This window comes from Mycobacterium sp. 852013-50091_SCH5140682 (genome assembly GCF_001665685.1).
Taxonomy (GTDB): Bacteria; Actinomycetota; Actinomycetes; order Mycobacteriales; family Mycobacteriaceae; genus Mycobacterium.
On record NZ_LZTB01000046.1, the window covers coordinates 40295 to 66989 of the forward strand.

Annotated in this window: 25 protein-coding genes; 7 read left to right on the top strand and 18 right to left on the bottom strand. The window is 66.9% G+C overall.

Translation table 11 applies throughout. The features are described from left to right. Entirely contained in the window at positions 1–1500 is a 1500-nt protein-coding gene (locus A5784_RS14840; RefSeq protein ID WP_064945698.1) for a carotenoid oxygenase family protein, read from the top strand. Between the two features lie 24 nt (positions 1501–1524). Then, the gene (locus tag A5784_RS14845; RefSeq protein ID WP_082944859.1) at positions 1525–2394 is read left to right on the top strand and encodes a winged helix-turn-helix transcriptional regulator; all 870 of its coding nucleotides are present in this window, start codon (positions 1525–1527) and stop codon (positions 2392–2394) included. Here A5784_RS14845 and A5784_RS14850 read toward each other — a convergent pair. Then, entirely contained in the window at positions 2379–2978 is a 600-nt protein-coding gene (locus tag A5784_RS14850) for a GNAT family N-acetyltransferase (RefSeq protein WP_064945675.1), read from the bottom strand. The two genes, A5784_RS14845 and A5784_RS14850, sit on opposite strands and share 16 nt — an antisense overlap. Further along, positions 2975–3394 carry a hypothetical protein gene (locus A5784_RS14855; protein ID WP_064945676.1) on the bottom strand — a complete coding sequence of 140 codons (420 nt, stop codon included), beginning with the start codon at positions 3392–3394 and terminating at the stop codon, positions 2975–2977. Before A5784_RS14855 ends, A5784_RS14850 begins: the two co-directional genes overlap by 4 nt. A gap of 19 nt (positions 3395–3413) precedes the next feature. Between A5784_RS14855 and A5784_RS14860 the strand changes: the two genes are divergently transcribed. After that, positions 3414–3866: a cupin domain-containing protein gene (locus tag A5784_RS14860; RefSeq protein ID WP_064945677.1), complete on the top strand. Its 453-nt coding sequence runs from the start codon at positions 3414–3416 to the stop codon at positions 3864–3866. Here A5784_RS14860 and A5784_RS14865 read toward each other — a convergent pair. From A5784_RS14865 to A5784_RS14940, 16 genes are all read right to left on the bottom strand, one after another. Continuing rightward, a complete protein-coding gene (locus tag A5784_RS14865) occupies positions 3841–4614 on the bottom strand; it encodes a VOC family protein (RefSeq protein WP_064945678.1) in 774 nt (257 codons plus the stop codon). The two genes, A5784_RS14860 and A5784_RS14865, sit on opposite strands and share 26 nt — an antisense overlap. A gap of 88 nt (positions 4615–4702) precedes the next feature. Continuing rightward, a complete protein-coding gene (locus A5784_RS14870; protein ID WP_197514753.1) occupies positions 4703–5896 on the bottom strand; it encodes a dihydrolipoamide acetyltransferase family protein in 1194 nt (397 codons plus the stop codon). 20 nt (positions 5897–5916) lie between these two features. After that, positions 5917–6900: an alpha-ketoacid dehydrogenase subunit beta gene (locus A5784_RS14875; RefSeq protein WP_197514754.1), complete on the bottom strand. Its 984-nt coding sequence runs from the start codon at positions 6898–6900 to the stop codon at positions 5917–5919. Between the two features lie 39 nt (positions 6901–6939). Then, positions 6940–7977 (bottom strand): pyruvate dehydrogenase (acetyl-transferring) E1 component subunit alpha, encoded by a 1038-nt coding sequence (gene pdhA, locus A5784_RS14880; protein WP_064945680.1) that lies wholly within the window; start codon positions 7975–7977, stop codon positions 6940–6942. Between the two features lie 10 nt (positions 7978–7987). Next, positions 7988–9424 (bottom strand): dihydrolipoyl dehydrogenase, encoded by a 1437-nt coding sequence (gene lpdA / locus A5784_RS14885; protein ID WP_064945681.1) that lies wholly within the window; start codon positions 9422–9424, stop codon positions 7988–7990. 58 nt (positions 9425–9482) lie between these two features. Then, positions 9483–10706 (bottom strand): PucR family transcriptional regulator, encoded by a 1224-nt coding sequence (locus A5784_RS14890; RefSeq protein WP_064945682.1) that lies wholly within the window; start codon positions 10704–10706, stop codon positions 9483–9485. A 9-nt stretch (positions 10707–10715) separates the two neighbouring features. Beyond that, positions 10716–11729 carry an acyl-CoA dehydrogenase family protein gene (locus A5784_RS14895; RefSeq protein ID WP_064945683.1) on the bottom strand — a complete coding sequence of 338 codons (1014 nt, stop codon included), beginning with the start codon at positions 11727–11729 and terminating at the stop codon, positions 10716–10718. Beyond that, complete coding sequence (locus A5784_RS14900) at positions 11726–12877, bottom strand: acyl-CoA dehydrogenase family protein (RefSeq protein ID WP_064945684.1); 1152 nt, start codon at positions 12875–12877, stop codon at positions 11726–11728. Before A5784_RS14900 ends, A5784_RS14895 begins: the two co-directional genes overlap by 4 nt. Then, positions 12874–13764, bottom strand: a complete 891-nt coding sequence (locus A5784_RS14905) for an acyl-CoA dehydrogenase family protein (protein WP_064945685.1) — start codon at positions 13762–13764, stop codon at positions 12874–12876. Before A5784_RS14905 ends, A5784_RS14900 begins: the two co-directional genes overlap by 4 nt. Then, positions 13761–14912, bottom strand: a complete 1152-nt coding sequence (locus A5784_RS14910; RefSeq protein ID WP_064945686.1) for an acyl-CoA dehydrogenase family protein — start codon at positions 14910–14912, stop codon at positions 13761–13763. The genes A5784_RS14905 and A5784_RS14910 overlap by 4 nt, the downstream gene beginning before the upstream one ends. An 11-nt stretch (positions 14913–14923) precedes the next feature. After that, complete coding sequence (locus A5784_RS14915; RefSeq protein WP_064945687.1) at positions 14924–16075, bottom strand: CaiB/BaiF CoA transferase family protein; 1152 nt, start codon at positions 16073–16075, stop codon at positions 14924–14926. Next, positions 16068–17000: an SDR family NAD(P)-dependent oxidoreductase gene (locus tag A5784_RS14920; RefSeq protein ID WP_232006046.1), complete on the bottom strand. Its 933-nt coding sequence runs from the start codon at positions 16998–17000 to the stop codon at positions 16068–16070. Before A5784_RS14920 ends, A5784_RS14915 begins: the two co-directional genes overlap by 8 nt. Beyond that, entirely contained in the window at positions 16997–18841 is a 1845-nt protein-coding gene (locus A5784_RS14925) for a flavin-containing monooxygenase (RefSeq protein WP_064945689.1), read from the bottom strand. Before A5784_RS14925 ends, A5784_RS14920 begins: the two co-directional genes overlap by 4 nt. Then, the gene (locus tag A5784_RS14930; RefSeq protein ID WP_064945690.1) at positions 18838–20010 is read right to left on the bottom strand and encodes an LLM class flavin-dependent oxidoreductase; all 1173 of its coding nucleotides are present in this window, start codon (positions 20008–20010) and stop codon (positions 18838–18840) included. The genes A5784_RS14925 and A5784_RS14930 overlap by 4 nt, the downstream gene beginning before the upstream one ends. Before the next feature lie 65 nt (positions 20011–20075). Beyond that, on the bottom strand, positions 20076–21395 hold the full coding sequence (locus tag A5784_RS14935; RefSeq protein ID WP_064945691.1) for an aromatic ring-hydroxylating oxygenase subunit alpha: 1320 nt from the start codon (positions 21393–21395) through the stop codon (positions 20076–20078). Positions 21396–21415: 20 nt separating this feature from the next. Then, positions 21416–22264, bottom strand: a complete 849-nt coding sequence (locus A5784_RS14940; RefSeq protein ID WP_064945692.1) for an SDR family NAD(P)-dependent oxidoreductase — start codon at positions 22262–22264, stop codon at positions 21416–21418. 141 nt (positions 22265–22405) lie between these two features. Here A5784_RS14940 and A5784_RS14945 point away from each other — a divergent pair, with 141 nt between their 5' ends. The 4 genes from A5784_RS14945 to A5784_RS14960 all read left to right on the top strand — a co-directional run. Then, positions 22406–23992 (top strand): SMP-30/gluconolactonase/LRE family protein, encoded by a 1587-nt coding sequence (locus tag A5784_RS14945; protein ID WP_502687516.1) that lies wholly within the window; start codon positions 22406–22408, stop codon positions 23990–23992. Further along, positions 23989–24726 (top strand): GntR family transcriptional regulator, encoded by a 738-nt coding sequence (locus A5784_RS14950; RefSeq protein ID WP_064945694.1) that lies wholly within the window; start codon positions 23989–23991, stop codon positions 24724–24726. The genes A5784_RS14945 and A5784_RS14950 overlap by 4 nt, the downstream gene beginning before the upstream one ends. Continuing rightward, entirely contained in the window at positions 24723–26204 is a 1482-nt protein-coding gene (locus tag A5784_RS14955) for an AMP-binding protein (RefSeq protein ID WP_064945695.1), read from the top strand. The genes A5784_RS14950 and A5784_RS14955 overlap by 4 nt, the downstream gene beginning before the upstream one ends. Then, on the top strand, positions 26205–26695 hold a 491-nt coding region (locus A5784_RS14960; RefSeq protein ID WP_156750575.1), incomplete at its 3' end, for an SDR family NAD(P)-dependent oxidoreductase. It lies immediately after the preceding gene.

A 26695-nucleotide genomic window follows, 5' to 3' on the forward strand; every position in this document is an offset into this window, starting at 1 on the left:
GTGCATCCGGAAGTCGTCGCCAAGTATCTGTCCACCCTGCCCGAGGACGACGACCACCCGTACCGCACCGGGCCGTGGCGGCCGCAGACCACCGAGTGGAACGCCGACGATCTGCCGGTCGGCCAGGGTGAGATCCCTGCCGACCTCGACGGTGTCTATCTGCGCAACACCGAGAATCCACTACACCCCGCGTTCAAGGTGTATCACCCGTTCGACGGTGACGGCATGCTGCACATCGTCGGGTTCCGCGACGGAAAGGCGTTCTACCGCAACAGGTTCATCCGCACCGACGGCTTCCTTGCCGAGAACGATGCAGGCGGACCGCTGTGGCCGGGCATCGCCGAACCCGTCAACCTTGCGCAACGTGACCACGGCTGGGGCGCACGCACTTTGATGAAGGATGCGTCGAGCACCGATGTCACCGTGCACCGCGGCGTCGCCCTGAGCAGCTTCTACCAATGCGGGGACCTATACCGCATCGACCCGTGCACGGGCGACATGCTCGGGAAAGAGGACTGGGCGGGCAGGTTCCCGAGAGATCTCGGCGTGTCGGCGCATCCCAAGGTCGACGACCGCACCGGCGAACTGCTGTTCTTCAACTACGGCAAGCAGGCGCCGTACATGCACTACGGCGTGGTCGACGACACCAACCGCATGGTGCACTACGTCGACGTCGAACTGCCCGGCCCACGCCTGCCGCACGATATGGCATTCACCGAAAACTACGTGATCCTCAACGACTTTCCGCTGTTCTGGGACGCCGAACTGCTCAAGCTCAACGCTCACGTCCCGCGTCTGCACCGGGACCTACCGTCACGGTTCGCCATCCTCCCGCGCCGCGGTCAGCCCGGCCAGATCAGGTGGTTCGAGGCTGATCCCACCTACGTCCTGCACTTCACCAACGCCTTCGAGGACGGCGACGACATCGTGCTCGACGGGTTCTTCCAAGGCTCGCCCGAGCCCACCGACGACGGGATCGACCATGGGATGAGCCCGCGCTGGCAGCGGTTCTTCCGGTACCTGTCCCTCGACGGTATGCAGACCCGCTTGCACCGGTGGCGGTTCAACATGGTCACCGGCACCACCCGCGAAGAGCAATTGTCCGACAGCCTCACCGAATTCGGCATGATCAACCCCGAATACGCCGGACGCGACTACCGCTACACCTACGCGGCCACCGGCAAGCCGGGCTGGTTCCTGTTCGACGGGCTCGTCCGTCACGACCTGCACACCGGATCCGAGGAGCGGTTCGCCTTCGAGGACGGCGTGTACGGCAGCGAGACGGCGATGGCCCCACGCCCGGGCGGGGCCGGTGAAGATGACGGCTACCTGGTGACCATCACCACCGACATGAACGCCGACGCGTCCTACTGCCTGGTGTTCGACGCGGCCCGGGTGGCCGACGGGCCGCTGTGCAAACTTGCTCTCCCGGAACGGGTTTCCAGCGGCACCCACAGCACCTGGGCATCGGGTAGCGAGCTGCGCCGGTGGCGGATCTAGGTGCAGCCCAATGCCGTCGGCCGCATGCTCGGCCTCCTCGGTGACGAATGGACTCTGCTGGTCGCACAGCAGGCGCTGCTCGGAGCCACCCGCTACACCGAGTTCATGGCGCGGCTGCCGATCTCCAACTCGGTGCTCACGCGCCGACTGGCCACGATGACACGTGAGGGCCTGCTGGAACGCCACGAATACCAGCAGAACCCGTCACGGTTCGAGTACCGGCTGACCACGCGCGGCTGGTCGCTGTGGCCGGTGCTGGTGTCCATCTGGGAGTGGGAACGCCGATGGGTGCCCGAGCACACCGAAACGCTGCCTGCCATGTATCACCACGGCTGCGGCGCCGCGTGTTCTCCCGTGCTCACCTGCCGCGACTGCGGGGCGCCGGCGAACGAGAAAACCCTTACCGTGCAATGGGGTCCGAGCGGATCCTGGCGGCGGTCCATCCCCGTCGAAACCACCCGCAGGCGCACCCACACCGACCGGGCCCCGGGTCAGCCCGACCTGTTCCCGCAGACGATGAGCATCCTGGGCAACCGATGGTCGTTCGCCATCCTGGTCGCGAGCTTCGTCGGCACCAGCCGGTTCAGCACATACCAAGAGCTGCTCGGCCCGCCACCGGGATCACTGACCGATCGGCTGCAGATCCTCACCGCCTACGGCGTGCTGGAAACCGGCGACGGGCGCTACCGACTCACCGAGAAGGGCCGGGCGGTACTGCCGATCCTGCTCACCGCACTGGACTGGGCGCAGCGTTGGTACACCGTACCCGAAGGCCCCGCAGTGTTGTTGACCCACACCAGCTGCGGCGCCGGGTTCACCACCATGTTGACGTGCGACCACTGCGGAGAACCGTTGCGGGTGGGGGCTATCGGGGTCGGTCAGCCCGCGCGCTGAGCGAGCCGGAACTTCAGGTTGTTGCGCGCCGCGGGCCACTCGGTGTCGAGGATCGAATACACCACGGTGTCGCGCCGCGAGCCGTCGGCCGCGATCTGGTGGCTGCGCAGTACGCCGTCCAGCTTGGCGCCCAACCGCTCGATCGCGGCCCGGCTGGCGAAGTTGAAGAAGTGGGTGCGGAATTCCACTGCCACGCAGTTCAACTCGTCAAAGGCGTGGCCGAGCATCAGCAGTTTCGTCTCGGCATTGACGCCGGTGCGCCGGACATCCCGCACGTACCAGGTGTGGCCGATCTCGAGCCTACGGTTGGGCCCGTCTACATGCAGATAGCTCGAGGAACCCACGAGTTTGCCGTCGAGGGTGCGGATGACGAAGCTCACCCCGTGGTCGGCGGCGCGTAATTCGAGCATGCGCTCGACCCACTGCTCGGCCCCACCGGGGGCCGGGGTCATGGTGTACCAAAGGGAGCCCAGCTCACCGTCGGCCGCGGCGGCGTCGATCTCGGGGATGTGCGCGCGGGTGAGCGGTTCCAGCCGCACCCACTGCTGCCCGGCCAGTTCCACGGGTTTGACGAATTCGCTCATGACCGCCCCAACGTCGACAGCAACGCCCACACCGAACACACCGCGGCGCCCACAGCCAGTCCCCCTCCGACGTAGAGGCCATAACCCGCCGCGACCGGCGGCTTGACGTTGAGGGTGTAGTACCACACCGTCAGCCCGATCAGCAGCAACGAAACCAGCAGCGCCGCAGCCGATGCCATCCGCTCGGAGAGACCACGCCCGGCCATCGCGCCCGCCACGATCAGCATCGAGCCGAGCAACACGATCAGCTGTCCCGCGCCGAAGCCCCGGTGCAACACGATGCTGCCGACCGCTCCGCCGATCGCGTTGGCCCGTCCACCGCCGTTGGCGCTCGTGGTCAACCAGGGCAGCCACGCGACCACCACCAGGACGGCGGCGCACAGAGCCACCAGCCAACCTGGACGCAGACGCACCATAGCGACGAGACTATCGGGTGTGACGTCGCTACCGGACTGGGCCCGCACGCTCGATCTCTCGCCGCACCCAGAGGGCGGTTGGTACCGCGAAACCTGGCGCAGCGACCTGACCGTGAGTGAAGCCGCGCTGCCCCCGGGCTATACCGGCCCGCGCAGCGCGGGTACCGCGATCCTGTTCCTGCTCATGCCCGGGCAGCAATCGGCCTGGCATACGGTGCGCAGTGCCGAGCTGTGGTTCCATCACCGCGGCAGCCCGCTTGCGCTGGAAATCGGCGCCGAACAGGGCGACGCGGCCACCCACGTGCTCGGCCCCGACATCACGGCCCGGCAGCATCCCCAGTTGCTGGTGCCGCCGGGCCACTGGCAGCGGGCGCGGCCGCTCGATGACGAACCGGCCCTGGTCAGTTGCGTAGTGGTGCCGGGCTTCGACTTCGCCGACTTCGCGCTCAGCCCGGCAGAGACGTCAGATTGAACGCCGCACCGGTCGGGTCCGTCACCGCGGCGAGCCGGCCGTAGGGAGTGTCCTCGGCCGGCCGCACGACGGAACCGCCGTTCTCCACGATCAATTCAATCGTCTTGTCCACGTCGTCGGAACCGAAGAACACCGTCCACGTCGCCGGCACCCCCTCAGGCAGGAACGCGCTGCCATCCATCACCCCGAGTGCCGGAACACCGTTGAACGAGGCTGTGCTGTAGCGGAATTCGTCGGTGTCCGACACCGTGTCGATGTTCCAGCCGAACACCGTGCGGTAGAAGTCCAGCGAGCCGGCGTAGTCGCGGGTGGTCAACTGGAAGTAGGCGGGCGCGCCCGCTTCGTCGGCGGCCTCGTAGCCGTCGTGGCCCGCCGGTTGCCACAGCCCGAAGAACCCACAGCCTGGGTCGCTGAGCAACGCCATCCGTCCCTTGTCCGGGATATCCATCGTCGCGACACAACTCTGGCCGCCGGCCGCTACAGCCGCGGCGACAGTGGCATCGGCGTCGGCGGTGTGCAGGTAGGTGGTCCACGCGTCCGGCGCGTTCCACTGCGGGTCGTTGCGCATGAGGCCGGCGACCGGCCGGCCACCGACGGCCGCGTTCACATAGCCGCCGTACTCGGGACCTGCGGTTTCGAAGGTCCAGCCGAACACCGCCCCGTAGAACTGCTGCGCGCGCTCGACGTCGGAGGTGGTCAGGTCGATCCAGATGGGTGCGCCCAGCGGCGCACGCTCACGGGTAGCCACGATGGTGTCTCCTTCACGGTGATCAAACGGTCACCGGTACAGACTGCCCGAGGCGCAAGAACTCATCGGAGCTGCTCGCAGGTGGGCGTCAGGTCACGATGCGCAGCGGGTTCTCCAGGAGTGCCGTCAGGTCACGCAGGAAGATCGCCCCGGTGGCGCCGTCGATTGCGCGGTGATCAGCCGACAGCGTCAGCCGCAGAATCTTGCGAGCCGCCACCTCGCCGTCGATCAGGCGCAGTTCGTCGGCCGCTGCCCCCACCGCGAGGATCGCGGCCTCCGGCGGGTTGATCACCGCGGCGAACTGCTCGATGCCGTACATCCCGAGGTTCGAGATGGTGAAGGTGCCGCCGGACATCTCGTCAGCCCGCAGCTTCCCGATGCGGGCTCGCCCGGCCATCTCCTTGGTCTCGGTGGCGATCTGCGACACGGTCTTACGGTCGGCGTCGCGCACGACCGGAACCACCAGGCCCGCGTCGACGGCGACCGCGACTCCGATGTGTACCCCGCGATGCCGCAGCAGAGTGTCGCCGCCGAATGACACGTTGACGCCGGGATTGCCGCGAAGCGCTGACGCGCCGGCACGGACGATGAAGTCGTTGACACTGACCTTGGGGCCACCGCCGGCCTGCAGGCTGTCGTTGACGGTCTTACGGAAGCCCAGCAGGTCGGTGACGTCGACGGCTGCGGTCAGATAGAAGTGCGGGGCGTTCTGTTTGCTCTCGGTCAGGCGTTTGGCGGCGACGCGCTGCAGTGTGGTCAGCGGCACCTCATCTGCGTCAGGGTTCGCCGGAAGGCTTGGGGTAACGGGCGTTTCGTCGCGTCTGGCGGCGGCGTCGACGTCCTTGCGGATGATCCGGCCGCCGGGGCCGCTGCCGTTCACGGTGGCCAGGTCGACGCCGTTGGCGTCGGCCACCTTGCGGGCCAGCGGTGACGCCTTGGGCCGGTCGGACCGCACGGCCGGGGCGGAATGCTTTGGCGCGGCAACGGGTTCGGGTTCGGGTTGCGGCGCGGTCGGCGAGACCGCTTGCGGCGCCGCGGACGTGCCACTGCCGTCGCCGATGACCGCGATCGGCACACCGATCGGCACCCGGTCCCCCTCGCCGGCGAGCATGTGCTCGAGGATGCCCGCGTCGTAGGCCTCGAGCTCCATGATGGCCTTGTCGGTTTCGATCTCGGCGAGCACTTCGCCGCGCTCGACTCGGTCACCGATCTTCTTGTGCCACGCGATGATTACGCCGTCCTCCATGGTGTCGGAGAGGCGGGGCATGGTGATTTCAGGCACGTGTGGTCCTCAAGTTCTGATCAGAGCCGGCCGACGGCGGCCAGTGTTTCGCGGGCTGCGGCGTAGAGAGATTCGGCCGAGGGCAGGGCGGCCTGCTCGAGTGGTTTGGCATAGGGCAGCGGGACTTCGGCGGCGGCGACGCGACGCACGGGGGCGTCGAGGTAGTCGAAGGCACCATCTGAGATAGTGGCTGCGACCTCGGCGCCGATGCCGTAGGTGAGCCAGTCGTCTTCGGCGATGACAGCGCATCCGGTCTTGCGGACCGACTCCACCACGGTGTCCCGGTCGAGCGGACGCAAGCTGCGCAGGTCGATGACCTCGGCGTCGATACCGTCGTCGTCGTGCAGCCGCCGCGCGACCTGCGTTGCCACAGCGGCCATTCGGGAGTAGCCGATGAGGGTGATATCGGTGCCGTCCCGGCGCACCGCGGCCTTGCCGATCTCGGCGGGCTCCAGGTCCGCGGGCACTTCACCCTTGGTGTTGTAGAGCGCGAGGTTCTCCAGGAACAGCACCGGATCGTCATCGCGGATCGCGGCACGCATGAGCGCTCGGGCATCGGCCGGGGTGCTCGGCGCGACGACCTTGAGTCCCGGCACGAACGCGTAGTAGAGCTCGATGTTCTGCGAATGCGTTGCGCCGAGCTGTTGCCCACCGCCGCCGGGCGTGCGGATCACCATGGGCACACTGGTCTGGCCGCCGAACATGCCGTAGATCTTGGCGGCGTGGTTGACGATCTGATCGAGCGCGAGCAGCGAGAAGTTGATCGTCATGATCTCGACGACGGGCCGCAGCCCGAGCATGGCCGCGCCCACTGCGGCGCCGACGAAACCCTCTTCGGCGATCGGAGTATCGCGCACCCGCTTCTCACCGAACTCGGCGAGCAACCCGGCGGTGATCTTGTAGGAGCCCTCGAAAACCCCGATCTCCTCACCGATCAGGAACACCGAGTCGTCGCGGTGCATCTCCTCACGCAGAGTTTCGCGCAGCGCTTCACGATAACTGATGACAGGCACCAGGATTTCCCTTCTTGCGGAGAATGCGACTCAGAACACCGGGTCTGCAGGCAGTCGGCGCGACTCCCCCGGTACCGGGGTGGCATAGGTGTAGTCGAAGAGCGTGGCGGGATCGGGATGCGGGCTGGCATCGGCGTAAGCCACTGCGGCATCGGCCTCTTCCTGTGCCGAGTGCTCCAGCGCCGCTGCGCCGTCCTCATCGAACGCGCCCACCCGCAGCAGGGTGGCCTTGAACAGGGTCAACGGATCCGCGTCTTGCGCTGCGGAGACATCGGTTTCGCTGCGGTACTTCGCCGGGTCGACGACGGAGTGTCCACGCAACCGATGGCTGACCGCCTCCAGCAGCGCCGGTTTGCCTTCGGTGCGAGCGGCTTCGACCAACCGGCGCGCGGTATCGCGCACCGCGAGCACATCGGTGCCGTCGACGCGCTCCCCGACCATGCGGTACGCGGCGGCACGCTTGTACAGCTCGGGTTCGGCGGACGCCTTCTCGACGGTGGTGCCCATGCCGAGGTTGTTGTTGATCACCACGAACACCACGGGCAGCCGCCACAGCGCGGCGATGTTGAGCGACTCGTGGAAAGCGCCGATATTCGTGGTGCCGTCACCCATCTGGCACATCACCACGTCGTCGCCGCCACGGTAGTCGATCGCCAGCGCGGCCCCGACAGCCAGCGGAAGTTGGCCTCCCACAATGCCGTAGCCACCGAGCATCCGAGTCTCGGTGTCATACATGTGCATCGACCCGCCCCAGCCCTTGGAGACACCGGTGCTGCGGCCGTACAGTTCGGCCATGACCCGCTTGGGGTCGATGCCCTTGGCGATCGCGTAACCGTGTTCGCGGTAGTTGGTGAACAGGTAGTCGGTGGGCCGCAGGGCGGCCATGAGGCCCACCACCGTCGCTTCCTCACCGAGATTGAGGTGGCAGTACCCACCCACCTTGGCCTGCGTGTAGCCCTGCGCGGCCCGCTCCTCGAAGCGCCGGATCAACACCATCTGGCGGTAGTAGGCACACAGGGTGTTGAGGTCTTCTCCGGCGAGGGCGGGCCGGTCGATCGTGTCCGTCATGCAGAACTCCTCAGCGCTTCGGTGGCGTGATGTGTACGGGCAGACCCAGCGCAGCGAGCGCGGCTTCCATACCGATCTCGCCGAGGGTCGGATGCGCGTGGATGGTGTCGGCGAGTTCGTCGAGCGTCGCCTCAAGCGCCATCGCCAGTGCGCCTTCGGTGATCAGATCGCTGGCCGCGGGCCCGATGATGTGCATGCCGAGCACTTCGCCGTACGTGCGGCCGGCCACGATCTTCACGAATCCTTCGGTGTCGCCGAAGGTTCGGGCCCGGCCGAGGGCGGCGAACGGGAACTTGGCGGTCACGGGATCATGCCCGGCCGCCTTCGCCTGCGCCTCGGTGAGGCCGACACTGGCGATCTCGGGATGGGTGAAGGTGGCCGCGGGCACGATGTCGTAGTCGATTTTCTTGTCGTGGCCGGCCAGCACGTCAGCTGCGGTCAGACCTTGATGCGACGCCACGTGAGCCAGCAGCGCCTTGCCGGTGACATCGCCGATCGCGTAGACGTGGTCGACGTTGGTGCGCAGTTGCTCGTCGACCGCGATGAAGCCGCGCGCGTCAGCGTGCACGCCGGTGGCTGCGAGGCCGAGTTCGGCGGTGTTGGGTTTGCGTCCGACGCCGAAGAGCACGACGTCGGCATCGATCTCCTGCGGCTTCGGACCGTCGACCGTCACTCGTAGCGCAGCTGTCTGGGCGATCGAGCTGACCGTCGAGCCGGTGAGCACGGTGATGCCCCGCTGTTTGAACGAACGAACAAGCGCCGCACCGATATCGGCGTCCTCGGCCGGCACGAGCGTATCGCGCATCTCGACGACGGTCACCGTGGAACCGAATGCGGCGAACAGGCTCGCCCATTCAGCGCCGACTGCGCTACCGCCCACGATGACGATCCGCTCAGGCACCGCGGTGAGGCCGAACGCGCCGTCGGACGTGATCACGCCCGGCAGGTCGGCGCCCGGGATGGGCAGCGGGATGGGGGTGGATCCGGTCGCGATGATGACGTCGCGCGCGGTGGCGCCGTCGACGACGTCCTCTGGCGTCGCGGCATACCGCGGACCGTCCGCTGAGGCGACCTCGCAGATCTCGACGGTGGTAGGCCCGGTGAATCGAGCGTGACCCTCAATCACGGTGACGCCGTTGGCTTTCAGCAGGCCGGCCACGCCGTCGGTCAGGCCGGTGACGACGTCTGCCATGCGCCTGCGCACGGCGGCATAGTCGAAACCCACGTTCTCGGCGCGTATTCCGTACTCGGCGGCGTCGCGCACGGTCTGCAGCACCTCGGCCGACCGCAGCATGGCCTTGGTGGGGATGCAGCCCCAGTTGAGGCACACACCGCCGGGGCGCTCTTTTTCCACCAGGCCCACCGAGAGGCCGTGTTGGGCCGCGCGGATCGCCGCGACATAGCCACCGGGGCCGCCACCGATCACCAGAAGATCGAACTCACGCACGCAGTTGAGTCTGCTGCCGTGTGAGCGCCGCCACCATACGCGTCGGCCCAGCGTTGGATCACCCAGATTGGGCAGAGTGCCCAATCTGGGGCAGGTCGAGCGCGGACAGCGCGAGGGAGAGCTCGACGTATGCGGCCCGGCCGTGCAGCGGCCTGCCGATCAGTTCGGTGATCCGGTTCAGCCGGTTGAGCACGGTGTTGCGGTGGCAGTGCAACCGGACGGCCGCGTTGGCCGTCGACCGGTCCTCTTCCAGCCAAACGATGAGCGTCTCGAGCAGGACGTCGCGTTCGCGGGCCGGGCGGTCCAGGACACCGCCGAGATTGCGAGTGACGAGTCGCTGGGCGAGGTCGGGCGAGCGCACGAGCAGGGCCTCGGGATAGTGGTCACCGAACGACACCAACTCTGTCGCGTTCGGCGGCACCATGCTCAACGCGATCTGCGCGAGGGTGTAGGCGGAGCCGGCCTCAGCGAGCCCCGATACCGCGGGCGAGACCGCGGCACGTCCCCGGGCCAGCGGCCGCAGACGGGCGATCACGCCGTCGGCGTCGCGCTGCTCCAGCGCCACCACGCCGATGCGCGTGTCGACCTTGGTCTGCCACACCGATCGGAAGCCGAGCCCGTCGAGCGTGGTCCGTGGGCTGGCGAGCGCCGGGCTGCCATCGGTCCTGACATCGGCCACTATCACCAGGTAGCCGCCCTTGGCGGGCAGTTCCAGCTCGCGCGCCACCCGCGCGGCGAAGCCGACGTCGCCTGCGCGCCGACCGAGCAGATCCTCGATCAGGGCGTTGCGGCGCTGCTCATCGTGACGCACCCGCTCCTGCTCGCTGTCCCGGTAGGACGTCGACAGTGCCGAAGACAGCTCGTCGATCACCGTCCACGTCGCGGTGCCCGCATCGAGCACGTCGTTGGGTGCGACACCGGTGTCCTCGGCGCGCTCCAGAAGCGCCTGCCAGACGATGCGGCCGCCGAGCCGGAACGTCCGGAGCATGACCTCCAGCGGGACGCCCTGTTCGGCGCGGTGCCGAGCGATCGCGCCAACCACCTCGTCGGCATGGTCGAGCTCGCCGAGCCTGCCGCTGAGCAGCTCCAGGACGCGGGTGAGGTAGTCCCGGCAGCCGTCTCGCAGGTCGTCGCGGGGGACGCTGGCGTAATCGGTCCATTCGGGGTTGTCGGTGAAGATCGCCGACAGCAGCCGATCGATCAGCGTCTCGACGTCGGGCAGGGTGGCTTCGGCCAACTCGCGGGTGACCTTGGTCGCGAACCCCGGGTGTCGCTTCTGCACAGCCGCACCCTACTGGTAGCGCTCCGCGAGCCGGGCCCGATGCGCTGCCGAGGAGCCGAACAGCGAGCGGTTGAGTGCGGCACGTTTGAGGTAGACGTGCACGCCACTCTCCCACGTGTAGCCGATGCCGCCGTGCAGTTGCATGGCCTTACCCGCGACCTCGACCGCGGTATCGCAGGCGTAGGCCTTGGCCATGGCCGCTGTGATCTCGTTGGGATCGTTGACCGCGGATGCCACCAGTCGCCGCGCCACCGAAATTCGCACCAGCATGTCGGCACAGGCGTGCTTGACGGCCTGGAACGCGCCGACCGGTTGGCCGAATTGGTGACGCACCCTGACGTAGGACACCGTCGCGTCGAGCATGGCCTGCGCTATGCCGAGGCTGTCGCATGCCACGGCCACGGCTGCGCGGTCTCTCAAGGCCTGTAGCCGCGCGTGCGGATCCCCGTCGAACCGCCACACCGCGGCAGCGTCCGCCTCGACGCCGCCGGCCGTCACGGCGCACATCTGGCGGGTCGCGTCGAGCACCGGCTGATGCTCGATGTGCAGACCGGCGGCATCCGACGCGACGTCGATGAGCACCGGCTCACCGGCCGGGTCTCTCGCGGGCAGCAGAACACGGTGTGCCACAGTCACATCCGGTACGAACGTGGCGTGCCCGTGAATGCGGCCGGCAAGTTCGAATTCCTGCGGTGATTGCTCGGCGGACAACGCGAGCGCGACTCTGACGGTGCCCGCGGTCACGTCGCGCAGCAGTCGGTCGCGGGACTCGCCTGCCCGCACAGCAAGCAAGGCGCCGATACCCAGCACCGCACCGCCCAGATAGGAGGTGCTCGCGGCGGCCCGGCCGATTTCCTCGGCGATCACCGCGACCTCGGCGAGGGTAGCCCCGGCACCGCCGAACTCTTCGGGTACGTCCAACCCGACCCAGCCGGCCTGCGCGAGCAGTGGCCAGTCGGTGTCTTTGGCGAGGAGATCTTGTGCCACCGAACGCAATTGGTCGTGCAGCTCCGGGAAACTCATCGGGGCAGCCCCAATCCCCGCTCGCCGATGATCGTGCGCTGGATCTCGCTGGCGCCACCCGGGATGGTCCATTCCCACGATCCGATGAAGTCGAGCATCCAGTTGCCGGACTCCCAGCCGCTGGATGCCGGTTTGGTCAGCACGGTCTGGCCCGGTAGCCCGGCGACCTCAGCGCCGAAGCCGGTCATGCGTTGCAGCAGTTCGCTGTAGTAGAGCTTGACGATCGACGCGTCGGCCGGGCCGGTGTGCCCCGTCTCGCTGCGTTGCACCAGATCCCGGCACAGCGCACGCAGGCCCGCGAGTTCGATCTCGAACTGCGCCAAGCGATCCGCGACCACACTGTCGTCGACCGGTGCGCACGCCTGCACGAGCCACCGGAAGCCCGCATTGCTCAGCCGCTCGGCCAGCTCAAGCATCGTCATGCCACGCTCGGCCCCCAGGGTGGCCTGGGCGACTTGCCAGCCGTGGTTGACCGCACCGACCATATTGGCGGCGGGGATTTCGACGTCATTGAGGAAGATCTCGCAGAAGTGCGACTCGCCGACCGCATTACGGATCGGCCTGACGTCGATGCCCGGCGTGGTCATATCCATCAAGAAATACGAGATGCCCTGCCGTTTAGTCACATTCGGTTCGGTGCGGGCCAGCAGCAGGCACCAGTCCGCATGCATCGCGCCGCTGGCCCAGAGCTTCTGCCCGTTGACGACGAACGTGTCGCCCGCCTGCCGCGCGCTCGTCCGCAACGCCGCCAGGTCAGATCCGGCCTCGGGCTCGGAGAAGCCCTGCACCCAGATCTCCCCGTCGAGGATCGCCGGCAGGTGGCGGCGGCGTTGTGCGTCGGTTCCCGCGGCAAGCAGCGTCGACGCGGCGTGGTGGATACCGACGAATGCGAGCACCAGCCGTGGTGCGTCGTGCGCGGCGAGCTCCTGGTACAGCACGATCTGCTGAGGCACCGAGGCACCGCCGCCCCACTGCGCCGGCCAATGGGGAACCGCATAACCGGCGCTGTGAAGTTCGGCGAACCACGACTTCTGGAATGAGACGAATTCGTCGTCGCTGACGCCGGTTTGGGCCGCACGCCACTCTGCGGGAATGTGCTGTGCGCACCAGTCGCGCACGGTTGCGCGGTATTCGTCGAGTTCGGTCACGAGAACAGCCCGATGAGCCCGCGCCTGCCGAGACGGTGCGTCAGGATGTCGCGGGTCTGGGACAGCCCGAACGGCATGCGGCGCAACGGCTGGCTGTACCGCGACAGCCATGACAGCGTGGTCTCATCACAGAAACCGACCGCGCCGTGCAGTTGATGGCATACGCGCAACACCACCTCAGCCGCCTCGATGGCGGCGAGCCGCAGCGCCAACGCGTCGTTGATCGCGGTTTCGGTGCCGGACGTGGCCACGCTCCACAGCGCGTATTTGGCCAGAATGTCGACGCCACTGCGCTCGACCTCGGCGTCGGTCAACTGGAACTGCACGCCCTGGAACGATGAGAGCGTCTGCCCGAACTGCTTGCGCAGGCGCACATGTGCGATCGTCAGATCGATCGCGCGGTCGAGCATGCCGAGCAGCGTCCAGCACGGCAGCACCAGACCAAGAGCGACATCGGCGGTGCCGTCGTCATCGGTGAGCTCCAACGCCGTCGTGAAGGCCGGACCGATCGCACCCCGTCGGGTAACTCGGCTGCGCCGGCCATCCACTGTTGCTGCGACCCAATCATGGTCGAGCCCGGCGAGCGGCCCTTGAGGCGCAGTATGCGAGACGACGAGCACGCCGGCCAGCCGTTCGGCCACCGGGTACGGCAACGCCCAATATCCGGCGCTGCGGCACAGTGCCGCGGCCGCCTCCAGCGCATCGGTATCGCTGCGGGGTTCGAGGTCCCACGCCCCGAGACCGTCGAGCACAGGCGCCACCAACGCTTCGCGGGTGTCGGGCTTGGCTTCCGCTTGTTGCAGCAACTGATCCCCACCGGCCGCCTCGAACGCTCGAAGGGCTTGCCGGCCAAACTCTTTGGCGTCGTCGCTGAGATCGAGAATCACGGTCTGGCCTCCGCCAGCACGGCCCGGGACAACAGGATGCGCTGCATCTCGATGCTGCCGGAGGACACCGTGGACGCCTGCGCGTAGCGCCAGTGGTCTTCGACTTCTTGTCGGAAGTGCTCGCCGTTGCCACCCCGCGGTAGCGTCGCGACGATCTCCATGAGCACCTCCGCGCTGTCCTGATCCAGCTTGGTCACGGCGATCCGATAGGCCGCCGTGTCAGCGGGTTTGACGCGTCCGGTGCTCTGCAGCGACACCACGCGGTAAGCCATCAACCGGGCTCTTCTGCAGTGCGTGAGCATGCGGGTCCATCGCCCCCGCAGTTCGGCGGGCAGATCATCCCAGGCATCGCCCAGCACTGTGGGCGCGGCCTGCAGGAGTTTCTCACAGCGGGCATAGCGCGCGATACCGACGCGTTCGAACGACATCACGTCCTGCACGATCGACCAGCCCTCGTCCACGGTGCCGAGAATGTCGGCGTCGGTGACCTTGAGCTCGTCGAAGAACACCTCGTTGAGATGGTGTGGGCCCATCATGGTGCGGATGGGCCGCACAGTGATGGCCGGATCCGCCATGGGCACCAGGAAGATGGTCAAGCCGTGCTGTCTCTTCTCGCCCTTCGAGGTGCGGGCCAGCAGGAAGCACCATTGCGCCATGGTGGCGTACGACGTCCAGATCTTCTGCCCGTTGATGCGCCAGCCGTCGTCGTCGCGGCGCGCCGAGGTCCGTAGCGACGCCAGGTCGGAGCCGGCCTCCGGTTCGGAAAAGCCTTGGCACCAGATCACTTCGCCGTTCGCGATGGGCGGAAGATGTTTGCGTTGCTGCTCGGGCGTGCCGTGCCGCATGATGATGGGCCCCACCCAGTTGACACCCATGTACTGCGCGCCGCGGGGTTCATGATGGGCCCACATCTCCTCGCGCACCACGGTCTGCTCCCACACCGAGGAGTCACCGCCACCGAATTCCTCGGGCCACGACATGCACAGCAGATGCCGCTGCGCCAGGGTTCGGCAGAACCGCTGGGCCGCGTCGAGGTCGGCGGGATCGTCGGTGAACGCGCCGAGGAAGTCGGCGGGCATCTGGTCGGCGATGAGCCCGCGTAGCTCGCAGCGCAGTGTGGTGGCCGCCGCGCCAAAATCGAAATCCATTGGTCGTCTTTCTAAGCGGTCTTCTCGTCGACACCGAGCTCGGCGAGGACCGCGGCGGTGTCGGCACCGAGTTCTGGTGCGAATCCCTTGATGCGGCCGGGCGTGCGGGAAAACCACGTCGGCACGCCGGGAAACCGCACGGGCCCGTGCGCAGTGGCGACGGTCTCGAACAGGCCGACCGCATTGAGGTGCGGGTTGTCGAACAACGCGTCCGGCGTGTGCACCGCCGCAGCAGGTATCTCCAGCTCCCGAAACAGCTGCAGCCATTCGTCGGTGGTGCGTTCCTTCAGGGTCTGCGCCAACAGGCCGTACACGGTGTCGATCTGGTGTGCCCGTTGCTCGAGCGTCGCGAATTGTGGTCCGTTCCAGGCAGGCTGCACGCGCTCGATGAACGCGGTCCAGTGCTTGTCGTTGTAGATCAGCGCCGCGATCTGACCGTCCTTGGTCTCGTAGGGTTTGCGATTGGGCGCGACCGCGCGCGGGTAGACGGCGGGGCTCAGCGGCGGATCGAACATCGCGCCGTTGGCGTGCTCGACGAGCATGAACGAGGCCATGGTCTCGAACATGCTGACCTCGACCTCCTGCCCCTCGCCGGTGCGCTCGCGGTGGAACAGCGCCATCATCGTGGCGTACAGCGCGGTCAGGCCCGCGACCTTGTCGGCCATGATGGTGCCGACATAGCTGGCCTCGCCGGTCAATTGCTCTTGCACTGCGGGCAATCCGCATTCGGCCTGGATGGTGTCGTCGTACGCGGGGCGATCGGCATCCGGCCCACGCCGGCCGTAACCGTAGCAGTTGGTGTAGACGATCGCCGGGTTGATCGCCGCGACGTCGTCGTACCCGAAGCCGAGCTTGGCGATCGCCTTGGCCCGCATCGAATGAATGAACACGTCGGCGGTTGCGATCAACGCGCGCAACGCTTCCCGATCCGCACCGGCCTGCAGATCCAGCACGATACCCCGCTTGCCGCGGTTGACGTTCGCGAACACGCCGCTCATGCCCGGCGCCGGTCCCACCGAGATATAACGCGTGTTGTCGCCTTGTGGCGGTTCGACTTTGATCACGTCAGCGCCCATATCGGCCATGATCTGCGTGCAGTACGGGCCCATGACCATCGCCGTGAGGTCCACGACCCGTACGCCATGCAAAGGTCCGTCAGGCATGTGCTACCCCAGCCTGAGTGCTCCTCGCGGCCGCGGAAAAGCTGTAACGGATATGGTCGGCATGGCCATCGGGGACCACAGGGAACGTCACCGGACGGCTCACGTCGCGGATGGCCTCCAGATGCTCGCCGACCTCCTCGATGGTCCACTCCGGACGATAGACCCCCGGCGTCTCCGACACGATCGCACGGGCCACGCGTCCGGCGATCGCGACGAACACTTCTCCGGTGACAGTGCAGGTTTCGTGCGCCAGCCAGCCGACCACGGGTGCCACCAGCTCCGCCCCCATGGGTGGGTAGGCCGACGTGTCGAGGCCTTCGGCCATGCGCGTCACAGCACCGGGCACGATGGCGTTGCACGTGACGCCCTCCGCTGCTCCTTCCAGCGCGACGACGTTGCACAGCCCGAGGATGCCCGCCTTGGCCGCCGCGTAGTTGGCCACGCCGTGGTTGCCGTACAGGCCGCCGATCGAACTGGTCAAGACGACCCGGCCGTATCCGGCGTCGCACATCAGCGGAAACGCCGGCCGCACCACATGAAAGGCGCCCCGCAGGTGAACGTCGAGCACGGCGTCGAAATCCTCGTACGTCATGTCCTTGAGCGAGCCGCGTCGCACGATGCCTGCGTTGTGGATGAGGATGTCGATGCGGCCGTAGGTTTCCCGCGCGGCGTCGATGACGGCCCGGCCGCCAACCGGCGTCGCGACCGTGTCGACATTGGCGACGGCTTGTCCACCCGCCGCGCGGATTTCGTCGACCACCGCGTGTGCGGGGCCGGGATCGTCGCCGTCCCCGGTGAGGCTGCCGCCGGGATCGTTGACCACCACCTTCGCTCCCCGCGCCGCCAACAGCAGCGCGTACGCGCGGCCAAGGCCTCGGCCGGCTCCCGTGATGACGGCGACGCGCTCGTCGAAGCGCAGCGTCACGTGGTTTCCAGGCCTTCCAAGTCGCCCTGGTCCCGCCATGCCTTGAGCAGGTCCCCGAACGCGTAGAAGCCCGGACCGTACGGCTCGCCTAAATGAGATCGAATCCCCTCCGCGTCCTTTCCAACCCCGCCACCTTCGTTGTTGTAGTAGCCGGGCGTGCATTCGGCGTCGAATGCCGAGGTATCGATGTAGGACTCCTTGATGGTTCGGCACCAGCCGTCCTGGGCGTGCCGGCTGGGCTCGACGGTGGTGATGCCCCGGCTGAGCGCCTCGGCGATCACGTAGGCGATATGTTCGCCCTGCAGTTCGTAATTGGCCGCGATGTTGGCCGAGATACCGACCTGGGTGAACCCGGTGAAGAACTGGTTGGGGAATCCGCGGCTGGTCATGCCGTGCAGGGTCTCGTAGCCATCGGCCCACGCGTCGTACAGCGACAGGCCGTCACGACCTGTGATGGTGTCGATGGAGTAGCGTCTGCTGATCTCGGTGGTGATCTCGAAGCCGCTGGCGAAGATGATGCAGTCGACTTCGTATTCGCGGCCGTTGGCGACGATGCCCGTGGCGGTGATCCGTTCCACGCCTTTGACTTCGGACACGTCGACCAGGGTGACATTGGGCCGGTTGAAGGTCGGCAGATAGTCGTCGTTGGAACAGGGCCTCTTGCACAGGAACCGGTAGTACGGCTTGAGGGCTTCGGCGGTGTCGGGATCGTCGACGAGCGCCTCGACCCGGCGGCGCAGCCGCTCCATGACCTTGTAGTCCTCTTCTTCGCGCAGACCCATGAACTGCTCGGGGGTCATCGCCGCCGGGTCCGGCAGGGCCAGCACCCGCGCTGCGGTGTTGCGCCCCAGCTCGGTCCAGAAGTCGCACACCAGGTCCGGCTGCCCCAACGCCATGCCTTCGAAAGTCCAGGCGTGGAAGTTGCGTTGGCGTTCCTTCTGCCAGCCCGGCTGCAGCGTCTTGACCCACTCGGGGTCGGTCGCGGTGTTGTTGCGTACGTCCACGGTCGATGGTGTGCGTTGGAACACGTACAGGTGCTGAGCATCTCGCCCGAGGTACGGCACCAGCTGCACCCCGGTGGCGCCGGTGCCGATCAGTGCGACCTTCTTGTCGGCCAGCTTGTTTAGTCCGCCCGAGCTGTCGCCTCCGGTGTAGTCGTAGTCCCAGCGCGACGAGTGGAACATGTGCCCGGCGAAGTCTCTGATGCCCGGGATACCCGGCAGCTTGGGCCGATTGAAGGATCCGGAGGCCATCACCACGAACCGGGCCCGGATATCGTCGCCACGGTTGGTGCTGATCCGCCACCGCTGGATGTCGTCCTCCCACGTCAAGCCCTTGACCTGGGTCGAGAAGATGGCGCCGTCGTAGAGGCCGTAGTGCTTGCCGATGTTGCGGCAGTGCTGCCAGATCTCCGCACCGTCGGCGAACTTCTTGCTCGGCATGAAGTCGAGCTCTTCGAGAAGCGGTATATAGCAGTAGGATTCGTTGTCGCACTGGATGCCCGGATAGCGGTTCCAGTACCAGACCCCGCCGAAGTCTCCGCCCATCTCGATGATGTGCACGTCCTCGACGCCGGCCTTCTTCAAATACGCACCGGTGAGCAGACCGGCGAAGCCGCCACCGAGCACGGCCACGTCGATGTCGACATCGACAGAGTCCCGCTCGACGTACGGGGTGTGCGGGTCGACCTCGCCAAACGCGGAGAACTGCTCTCCGGTCTGCACATACTGCCGGGAACCCTCTGTGCGCAACCGCTTCTCGCGCTCGACGCGGTACTTCTCGCGTAGCGCCTCGATGTCGATGTCGGTGGGGGTGTCGGTGGGCCCGCACTCGTCGGTCATACGTTGGCCTTCTCCGGCAGCGCGGCGGCGTGCAGCGGGGCGTCCATGTCGTGCACGGCGGGCAGCACCTCTTCGGCGAACAGCCGGACGCTGTCGTAGGCCTTCTCGTACGGCATGGTGCCGAACTGCGGCACGATGGTGACCTCGCAGAACGAGCACGCCTCCTGCGCGGCCTTGAGCTTGTCGAACACCGTCTCGGGCGTGCCGATCAGCAGGTTCGAGGCGTGGTATCCGGGTGGGCCGCCCTTCTTCTGATTGCCGACCTCCGATGCCAGCAGGGCGGTGGCACTCGCCTCGCGGGCGGCGTAGGCCTCATACCCCTTGACGCCCTCGAAGTTCGACGCGTCGGCAAAGCCGTAGTGGACGTTGACGTCTCGGTTGGCGGTCCAGATCCACTCTGCGGTGTCTTGAGCCTGGGCTTCGGATGGCACGCAATACATGAACATCACGTTCTTCGGTTGGCACGGCCCGAGACCTTCCTCGGCACGGAAGGTGTTGACCTTGCGGACCTCCTCGCCGGCGTCGGTGATCGGCTTGTTGCCGACGAACAGCGGCACCATGCCGCGGCGAGACAGGATCTCGAGCGACTCCGCGGTAGAGGACGAGCTGTAGATGCGGTCGAACAGGTCGGTGCTGATCGGCTCAGGCCGCAACGACATCTCCGGGAACGAGAAGATCTTGCCGTCGTAGGAGAACCGCTCACCGGAGAACGCGAGCTTGAGGATGTCCAGCGTCTCGTTGAACCGGTCGCGGCTCTCCTCGCGCGGGACGCCGACCGCGGCGAACTCAGCCTTGGATACACCCCGGCCGAGGCCGATGGTGGTGTAGCGGCCGTTGGAGACGATGTCGAGGTACGCGATCTGGGTCGCCAGCCGGATCGGGTTCCACCACGGGACCACCGCGACGAACGTGCCAAGGCTGACCCGTTCGGTGCGCCCGGCGAAGTAGGTGAGCGCCTGAATGGGGTTGGGCGTCATGCCATATGGCGTGCCGTGGTGCTCGGGGAACCAGATCCCGTCAAAGCCCAGCGGTTCGGCGAGATCGCCGAGGGCCAGAGCCGCCTGCACACACTTGTAGTCCGGCGTGACGGGCGGACGGGTGAAGTCGCCGGCGAGCACGCGTTCCCAATCGTGGGAGTTCTGCGCCCCGGTACCCAAATTAACTTTCATTACGGCTCCTTACTGCGCGATTTGTGTGCGTTTGGCGGCGGTGAGCGCCGGTGGATGCACACAAATCACGCGAGGTTCTGGGGCTCTCCGGTGCCCATGTACTTGGAAAGTTGGTAGTGCAGGTTGACGGTGCTGCGTTCGCGGTACGGATTCGGCTTGGTGCCCGGGAATCCGGCGGACTTCATCCCCTGCTGGACCGCGGCCATGTTCGAGAAGTCCTGTGGTAGCACCGAGCGCCAGTTCGGGCTGTCGGCCGGGGTGTACACCCATTCGGTCTGGGGTTCTTGACCTTTGGGGTACAGCTCGAACACGCTCACCTCGAAGATGCACTTGTCGGGGTTGTAGCCCGGATCGGGCCGGGCGCTGTAGCACAGGGCGCTGGTGAGACCCTGCCCGATCTGGAAGTTGGGGAAGAGCTGCCACGCGGTACCGCTCTGGCCGAGGATGTCCGGCGGGATGGTCGGCCAGGTCACGCCGCGCGCCTCGTCATCGCGCCGGGCCGAGGTCAGCCAGTGCTCGAGCACCTTGTCGGCCGGGGTGCCCTCGGGCAGTTCGTCGACGAGGCGCTTGGCGGCGTTGACCAGGGTCTGCGTGGTGGTCGCGTTGGTCTCTTCCATGGTGTAGACCTGCATTTCGGCCGTCGAGATCCGGGGGTCCCCGGTGCCGAGCCGAATCTTGGACTTGGTCTCCTCCAGATCATCCGGGGCGTCGTAGCCGATATTGGAGTGGCGGCCCTGCGCTTTCGCCCAGCCTTTGAATTCGCCGAACTTGTTGAACTCCGGATGTGTGGTGAACACGTGGTAGGTCTCGTTGAAGGCTTCCATCGCGACTTTCCAGTTGCAGTCGAAGTTCAGCCATTTGCGCCACTTGTAGCGCATGTTCTCCAGACCGAACGGGTCGAGGATCTTGGCGGCGGGAAAGAGGAAGTCCGCCAACGGTTCCGGGTCCGGGTCCATGTTGATGAACAGCCAGCCGCCCCAGGTGTCCACATGGACACGGCTCAGCCGGGTGTTCTCCGGGGTCAGCGCGCCCTGCCAGTCGTCCTGTTCGCGGATGTGGGTGCAGGCCCCGCCCAGATCGTAGGTCCAGCCGTGGAATCCGCAGACGAACGACTTGCGGGTGCGGGCACAGGCGTTCTTGGCGCCCTTCGGGGTGTCGATCAGCCGCCGGCCACGATGCATGCACACGTTGTGGTGGGCGGCGAATTCGTCGGAGCCGGTACGCACGACGATGATCGAGTCATCGAGGATGTCGTAGGTGAGGTAGCTGCCGACTTCGGGCAGGTCCTCGACGCGGCCGACCTGCTGCCACACCCTGCGCCACAACCGATCTCGTTCGGCACGTGCGTAGTCCGGTGAGAGGTAGGCGTCCACGCCGATGGTCATGGGGCTGGATAGTTCTTCTGTCACTGATGCCTCCTCATGGCCGCGCGAAAGTCGTCGTCCTTCAGGAACAGCGAGGTGTTGTCGGGGCCGAGATGCGTCCAGCGCAGGTTGAGCCCGCCGTCGACCAGCAGGGTCTGGCCCGTGATGTAGCTCGACAGATCCGACAGCAGAAACAGGATCGCGCCGGCCTGTTCCTCGGGCGTGCCGCGTCTGCCCATCGCGATGGCGCGGCGGTCCCGGTCCGGATCGGTGTCGACATATGTTGCCGAGGCAGCGGTTTCGGTGACACCGGGTGCGACGGCATTGACTCGGATACCGTCGGCGGCGAGTTCGGCGGCCATGGTCCGCGTGGCTGCGACAATCGCGGCCTTCGCGGTGCCGTACGCAATGTGGTACGGCGCGGTGTTCATCCCGCTGATCGACGACACCGAGACGATCGAACCTGCGTTGCCCCGTGCGCGGATCTCCGCTGCGACGGCCTGGCTCATGAAGAACATGGTTTCGAGGTTCGCCGTGAACAATTCGCGCCAGTCGGCCCGGGTGACCCGCGTCGCAGGCATCCACGTCTGCGGCGCGGCCCCACCGGCGACATTGACCAGGCCGTACAACATTCCCCCGGCACGGCGCGCCTCGTCGAGCACGGTGGCGATCCCGGCATCGGTCGCGGCGTCGGCGACCACCGGCAGCACGCTCAGGCCCTGATCGACCAGGGGACCGACATGGGCGTCGAGGTTGTCCCGCGACCGGCTGACCGCCACGACGGTGGCACCCGCCTCGGCCGCCAGCCGCGTGACGCTGGTGCCGATGCCACCGCCACCAGCGCCCGACACCACCACGACCCGGCCGGCCAAACTCAGCTGACTGTCCACAGCGGAACCTATTTGTCCGGACAACATACGATGCTCTTCATATGAGAGAACACTATTCCGCAGGCATTATTCGCCCGTCAAGGGCATCCGAGCGTCATTCAGCCCTATTGTCTGGACTATGACGCCTTGCTAACGTCCGACATCGTGAGCTCGGATGCGCGGTACCCGTCGACCCCGTCAACAGACGCGAGCTGGCAGCTGCAGCGCATCACCGCGCCGAGCCGGCTGTTCGGCGCGAACGGCCTGCGCACCGGGCCTGACGGCCGCATCTACGTCGCTCAGGTGACGGGCAGCCAGATCAGCGCAGTCGATGTCGACACCGGGAGCGTGGAAACCGTCAGCGCCACAGGCGGCGACATCATCGCTCCCGACGACGTGGCATTCGACGGGCACGGGAACCTGTACGCCACCGAGGTGATGGACGGCCGCGTGAGCGTGCTCGAACGCACGGGCACCGCTCGAGTGCTCCGCGATGACGTGCCGTCGGCCAACGGCATCACCTTCGACCGCGGCAGGCTGTTCATCGGCGAATGTCGCGAAGGCGGCCGGCTGATGGAGTTCGACCTGAGCGGAGGTGCTCCGCGCGTACTACTGGACAACGTGCCGTCGCCCAACGCGATGGAGGTCGGCCCGGACGGGTTGCTGTACTTCCCGGTGATGGGAGCCAACGAGATCTGGCGCATCGATCCGTCCGGCGGCCAACCACAGGTGGTCGCTACCGATCTCGGCGTCCCGGACGCGGTCAAGTTCGACGCGCAGGGACTCATCGTGTCCACGCAGGTGGCCAGCGGCCAGGTGCTGCGGATCGACCCACGCACCGGCGATCAACGCCTGCTGGCCCAGCTTTCACCCGGCCTGGACAACCTGACCTTCGTCGACGGCAGGCTGTTCGTGTCCAACTTCACCGGAGAGATCACCGAAATCACGCCCTCGGGCACGTCGACGCTGCTGCCGGGCGGACTGAACTGGCCGCTGGACCTCACCCTCGACACCAATGGCGATCTCTACATCGCCGACGGCACCTTCTTCTACCGGGTGGACGCCGACGGTGGACTGCAGACCGCAGGCATGCTGTTCACACCGGGCTATCCGGGCTTCTTGCGTGGCGTGACCACCTGCGGCCCAGGCGAATTCGTCGTCACCACAGCAGCCGATACGGTGGCCCGATACCGACCGCGCACAGGCGAGAGCGACGTGATCGTTGTCGGCGTGGACCAGCCCTACGGCGTGGCCCTGGCATCGGACGGGACGCCCGTGGTGGTCGAGCAGGGCGCCGGGCGTCTTCTGGCGGTCCGGACGGGCGTGGTGGACGTGCTGGCCGACGGGCTCGACCACCCGGTCGGGGTGACGTTCGGGCCCGACGGCACACCGCTGGTGTCGGTCGCGGGCGCCGTGGTCCAGGTGACCGGCTCAACGGTGGTATCGCTGGTCGAAGGCCTGGACACCCCGCAGGGGATTCTGGTTCGCGACCGCGTGCTCTACATCGTCGACGCCGGGACCAAGGAGCTCGTCGAGTACGACTTCGACACCGCACGCCGCCGCACCATCGCCACCGGGTTACCCGTCGGCCCGCCACCGGGTGTGGTGCCCAAACCGCTCAAGGGCATGCCGCCGTTCTCCGGACCGCAGGGCCCGTTCGCCGGAATCACCGCGGGAACCGATGGGACGCTCTATATTTCGGCCGACGGCGACGGCAGCGTGCTCGCCCTGCGACGGGCACCCTCATGACGATAAGCCCCACCGAGCACCGCTATCTGCAGGTGGCGCGCACACTGCGCAAAGAGATCGTCGACGGCGTCTACCCCGTCGGTTCGCAGCTACCCACCGAACACGAACTGTGCGAACGCTTCGAGGTGAGTCGCTACACCATCCGGGAGGCGTTGCGGCGGCTGCGCGACGACAACCTGGTGTCCTCCCGACCACGCGCCGGCACACTGGTGGTGCCCCGCGCCGCGACGAATTCCTATGCCCAGGACGTGATGTCGATCAACGATCTGCTGGCGTTCGCGGCCGGGGCACAGTTCACCATCGAATCCAACGCCATGGTGACCATCGATGACGACATCGCCGAGCGCACCGGCCTGGCGGTGGGCGAACAATGCCTCGCCGTCCGCGGTTACCGGCAGGTCGACGGCGCGCCCGTGTGCTGCACCGAGTACTACATCAACCGGTCGTTCGCCGCGGTCGGCAGGCTGCTGCAGCGCCACAGCGGACCGATCTTCCCGCTCATCGAGGACCTGTTCGGGGTGAGCATCGTCGAGGTACACCAGGAGATCTCGGCCGTGCTGGTCACCCCCGACCTGGCGACAGCGCTCAACGTTGCCCCGGGCAGCGCCGCCCTGCGGATGTTACGCACCTACACCACCTCCGACGGCGAGGTCGCGCAGGTGACCGTGAACATCCACCCGTCGGATCGGTTCCGGCATTCCATGACCATGCGGCGGGTCAAAGGCCAGCCGTGAGGACGCTGGCCGACGCTCTGGCCGACGCAGCCCGCGACACCCCGCACCGGGTGCTGCTGATCGACGGCGACATCCGGCTCACCTGCGATCAATTGCACTCGCGGGCAACGGAGTTGGCGTACCACATGGCACGCCGGCTGCCTGCGGGCAGCGTCGTCTCGTTCATGCTGCCGAATTGGCACGAAGCCGCCGTGATCTACCTGGCCGCCACGCTGGCGGGCATGGTGGTCAACCCGATCCTGCCCTCGCTACGAGACCGCGAGCTACGGTTTCTCCTCGACGACGCGGACAGCCGGATGATCTTCATTCCCCGGCAGTTCGGCGGCCATGACTACGCGGCAATGCTGACCCGGGTGTCCGCCACGCTGGCGTCGCCACCTGACATCGTGATGCTGCGCGACAACGCCGAACTGCCGAGCGGTAAACCCGTACCGCTGCCGATCCTCGACCCTAAAGCGGTTCGTATGATCCTCTACACGTCGGGCACCAGCGGACGTCCCAAAGGGGTTCTCCACAGCCATGATTCGATCGCCGCACTGATCGAGCAACTGCGCGTGCACTGGATGGTGAACCCCGGCGACACATTTCTGGTGGCCTCCCCCATCGCCCATATCGGCGGATCCATCTACGCGTTCGAATGTCCGCTGCTGCTGGGCAGCACCGCGGTACTCATGGACAGGTGGGAGGCCGACCGCGGGGTCCGGTTGATGACCGACCACGGCTGCACCCACATGGCAGGCGCCACACCGTTTCTCGAGCAACTGCTGGCCGCCGCCGAACACGCGGGCACTCGGCTGCCCGACCTCAAGGTGTTCATCTGCGGCGGCGCATCGGTGCCGCCCTCGTTGATCCGGCGCGCGACACGCTATTTCGACAAAGCCGTGGTGACCCGGGTGTACGGCTCGACCGAGGTGCCGGTGACCACGGTCGGCTCACTGCGGGCCGGTGACATCGACCACGCCGCCGACACCGACGGTCGTGCGGGTGTCGCCGAGATCAGGCTGGTGGCCGGCGAGATTCGGGCCCGCGGCCCGCAGATGTTCCTCGGCTACCTGCATCCCGAGGACAACATGTTCGACGATGAAGGGTTTTTCCGTACCGGTGACCTCGGTGAGTGGGTCGACCGCGAGTATCTCGTGGTGACCGGGCGGGCCAAGGACCTCATCATCCGCAACGGCGAGAACATCTCCCCCAAGGAGGTGGAGGACGTCCTGGTGGGCGAATTGGGCATCGCCGAGATCGCGATCGTCGGCCTTCCGGATACCCGCACCGGCGAACGGGCCTGCGCCGTCATCGTGCCGGCCTGCGGTCCCGGTCCGGACGTCGCCTCGGTGGGGCGACTGCTCGCCGAACGCGGCATGGCGAAGTTCAAAACACCCGAACGCGTGGAGATCTGGGAGGCACTGCCCAAGAATGCTGCGGGAAAGGTGTTGAAGCACGAGATCCGCGCGACGCTGCTGGCAGGAAGGAAACCCTAGATGCAGGTAGCGATCGTCACCGGGGCCAGCAGCGGCATCGGCTTCGGCTGCGCCGTCAAACTGGCCGAAACGGGTATGGCGGTACTGGGCACCGGACGCGACACGGCGAGGCTGGCCGAGCTGACTGCCGCCGTCGCCGACCCCGAGCGGGTCGCGACGCTGGCCGTGGATCTGACCGACACCGACGCGCCACGTCGCATCGTCGAAGCCGCATTGTCGCGGTGGGGCCGGATCGACTTCCTGATCAACAACGCCGGGGTCGGCAGTCCCAAACCGCTGCACGAGACCGACGACGAAACCCTCGACTACTTCCTCGGTTTGATGCTGCGGGCACCGTTTCGGCTGGCGCGCGAGGCGATACCGCACCTGATGCCCGGATCGGCGATCATCAACGTCTCGTCGACCTTCGCGGTGGTGGGCGGGCTGGTGTCGCGCGGCTGGCAGCGTCCGACGTCGTTGGCGCCCACCGGTATTGCGGTCTCAGTCAGGAG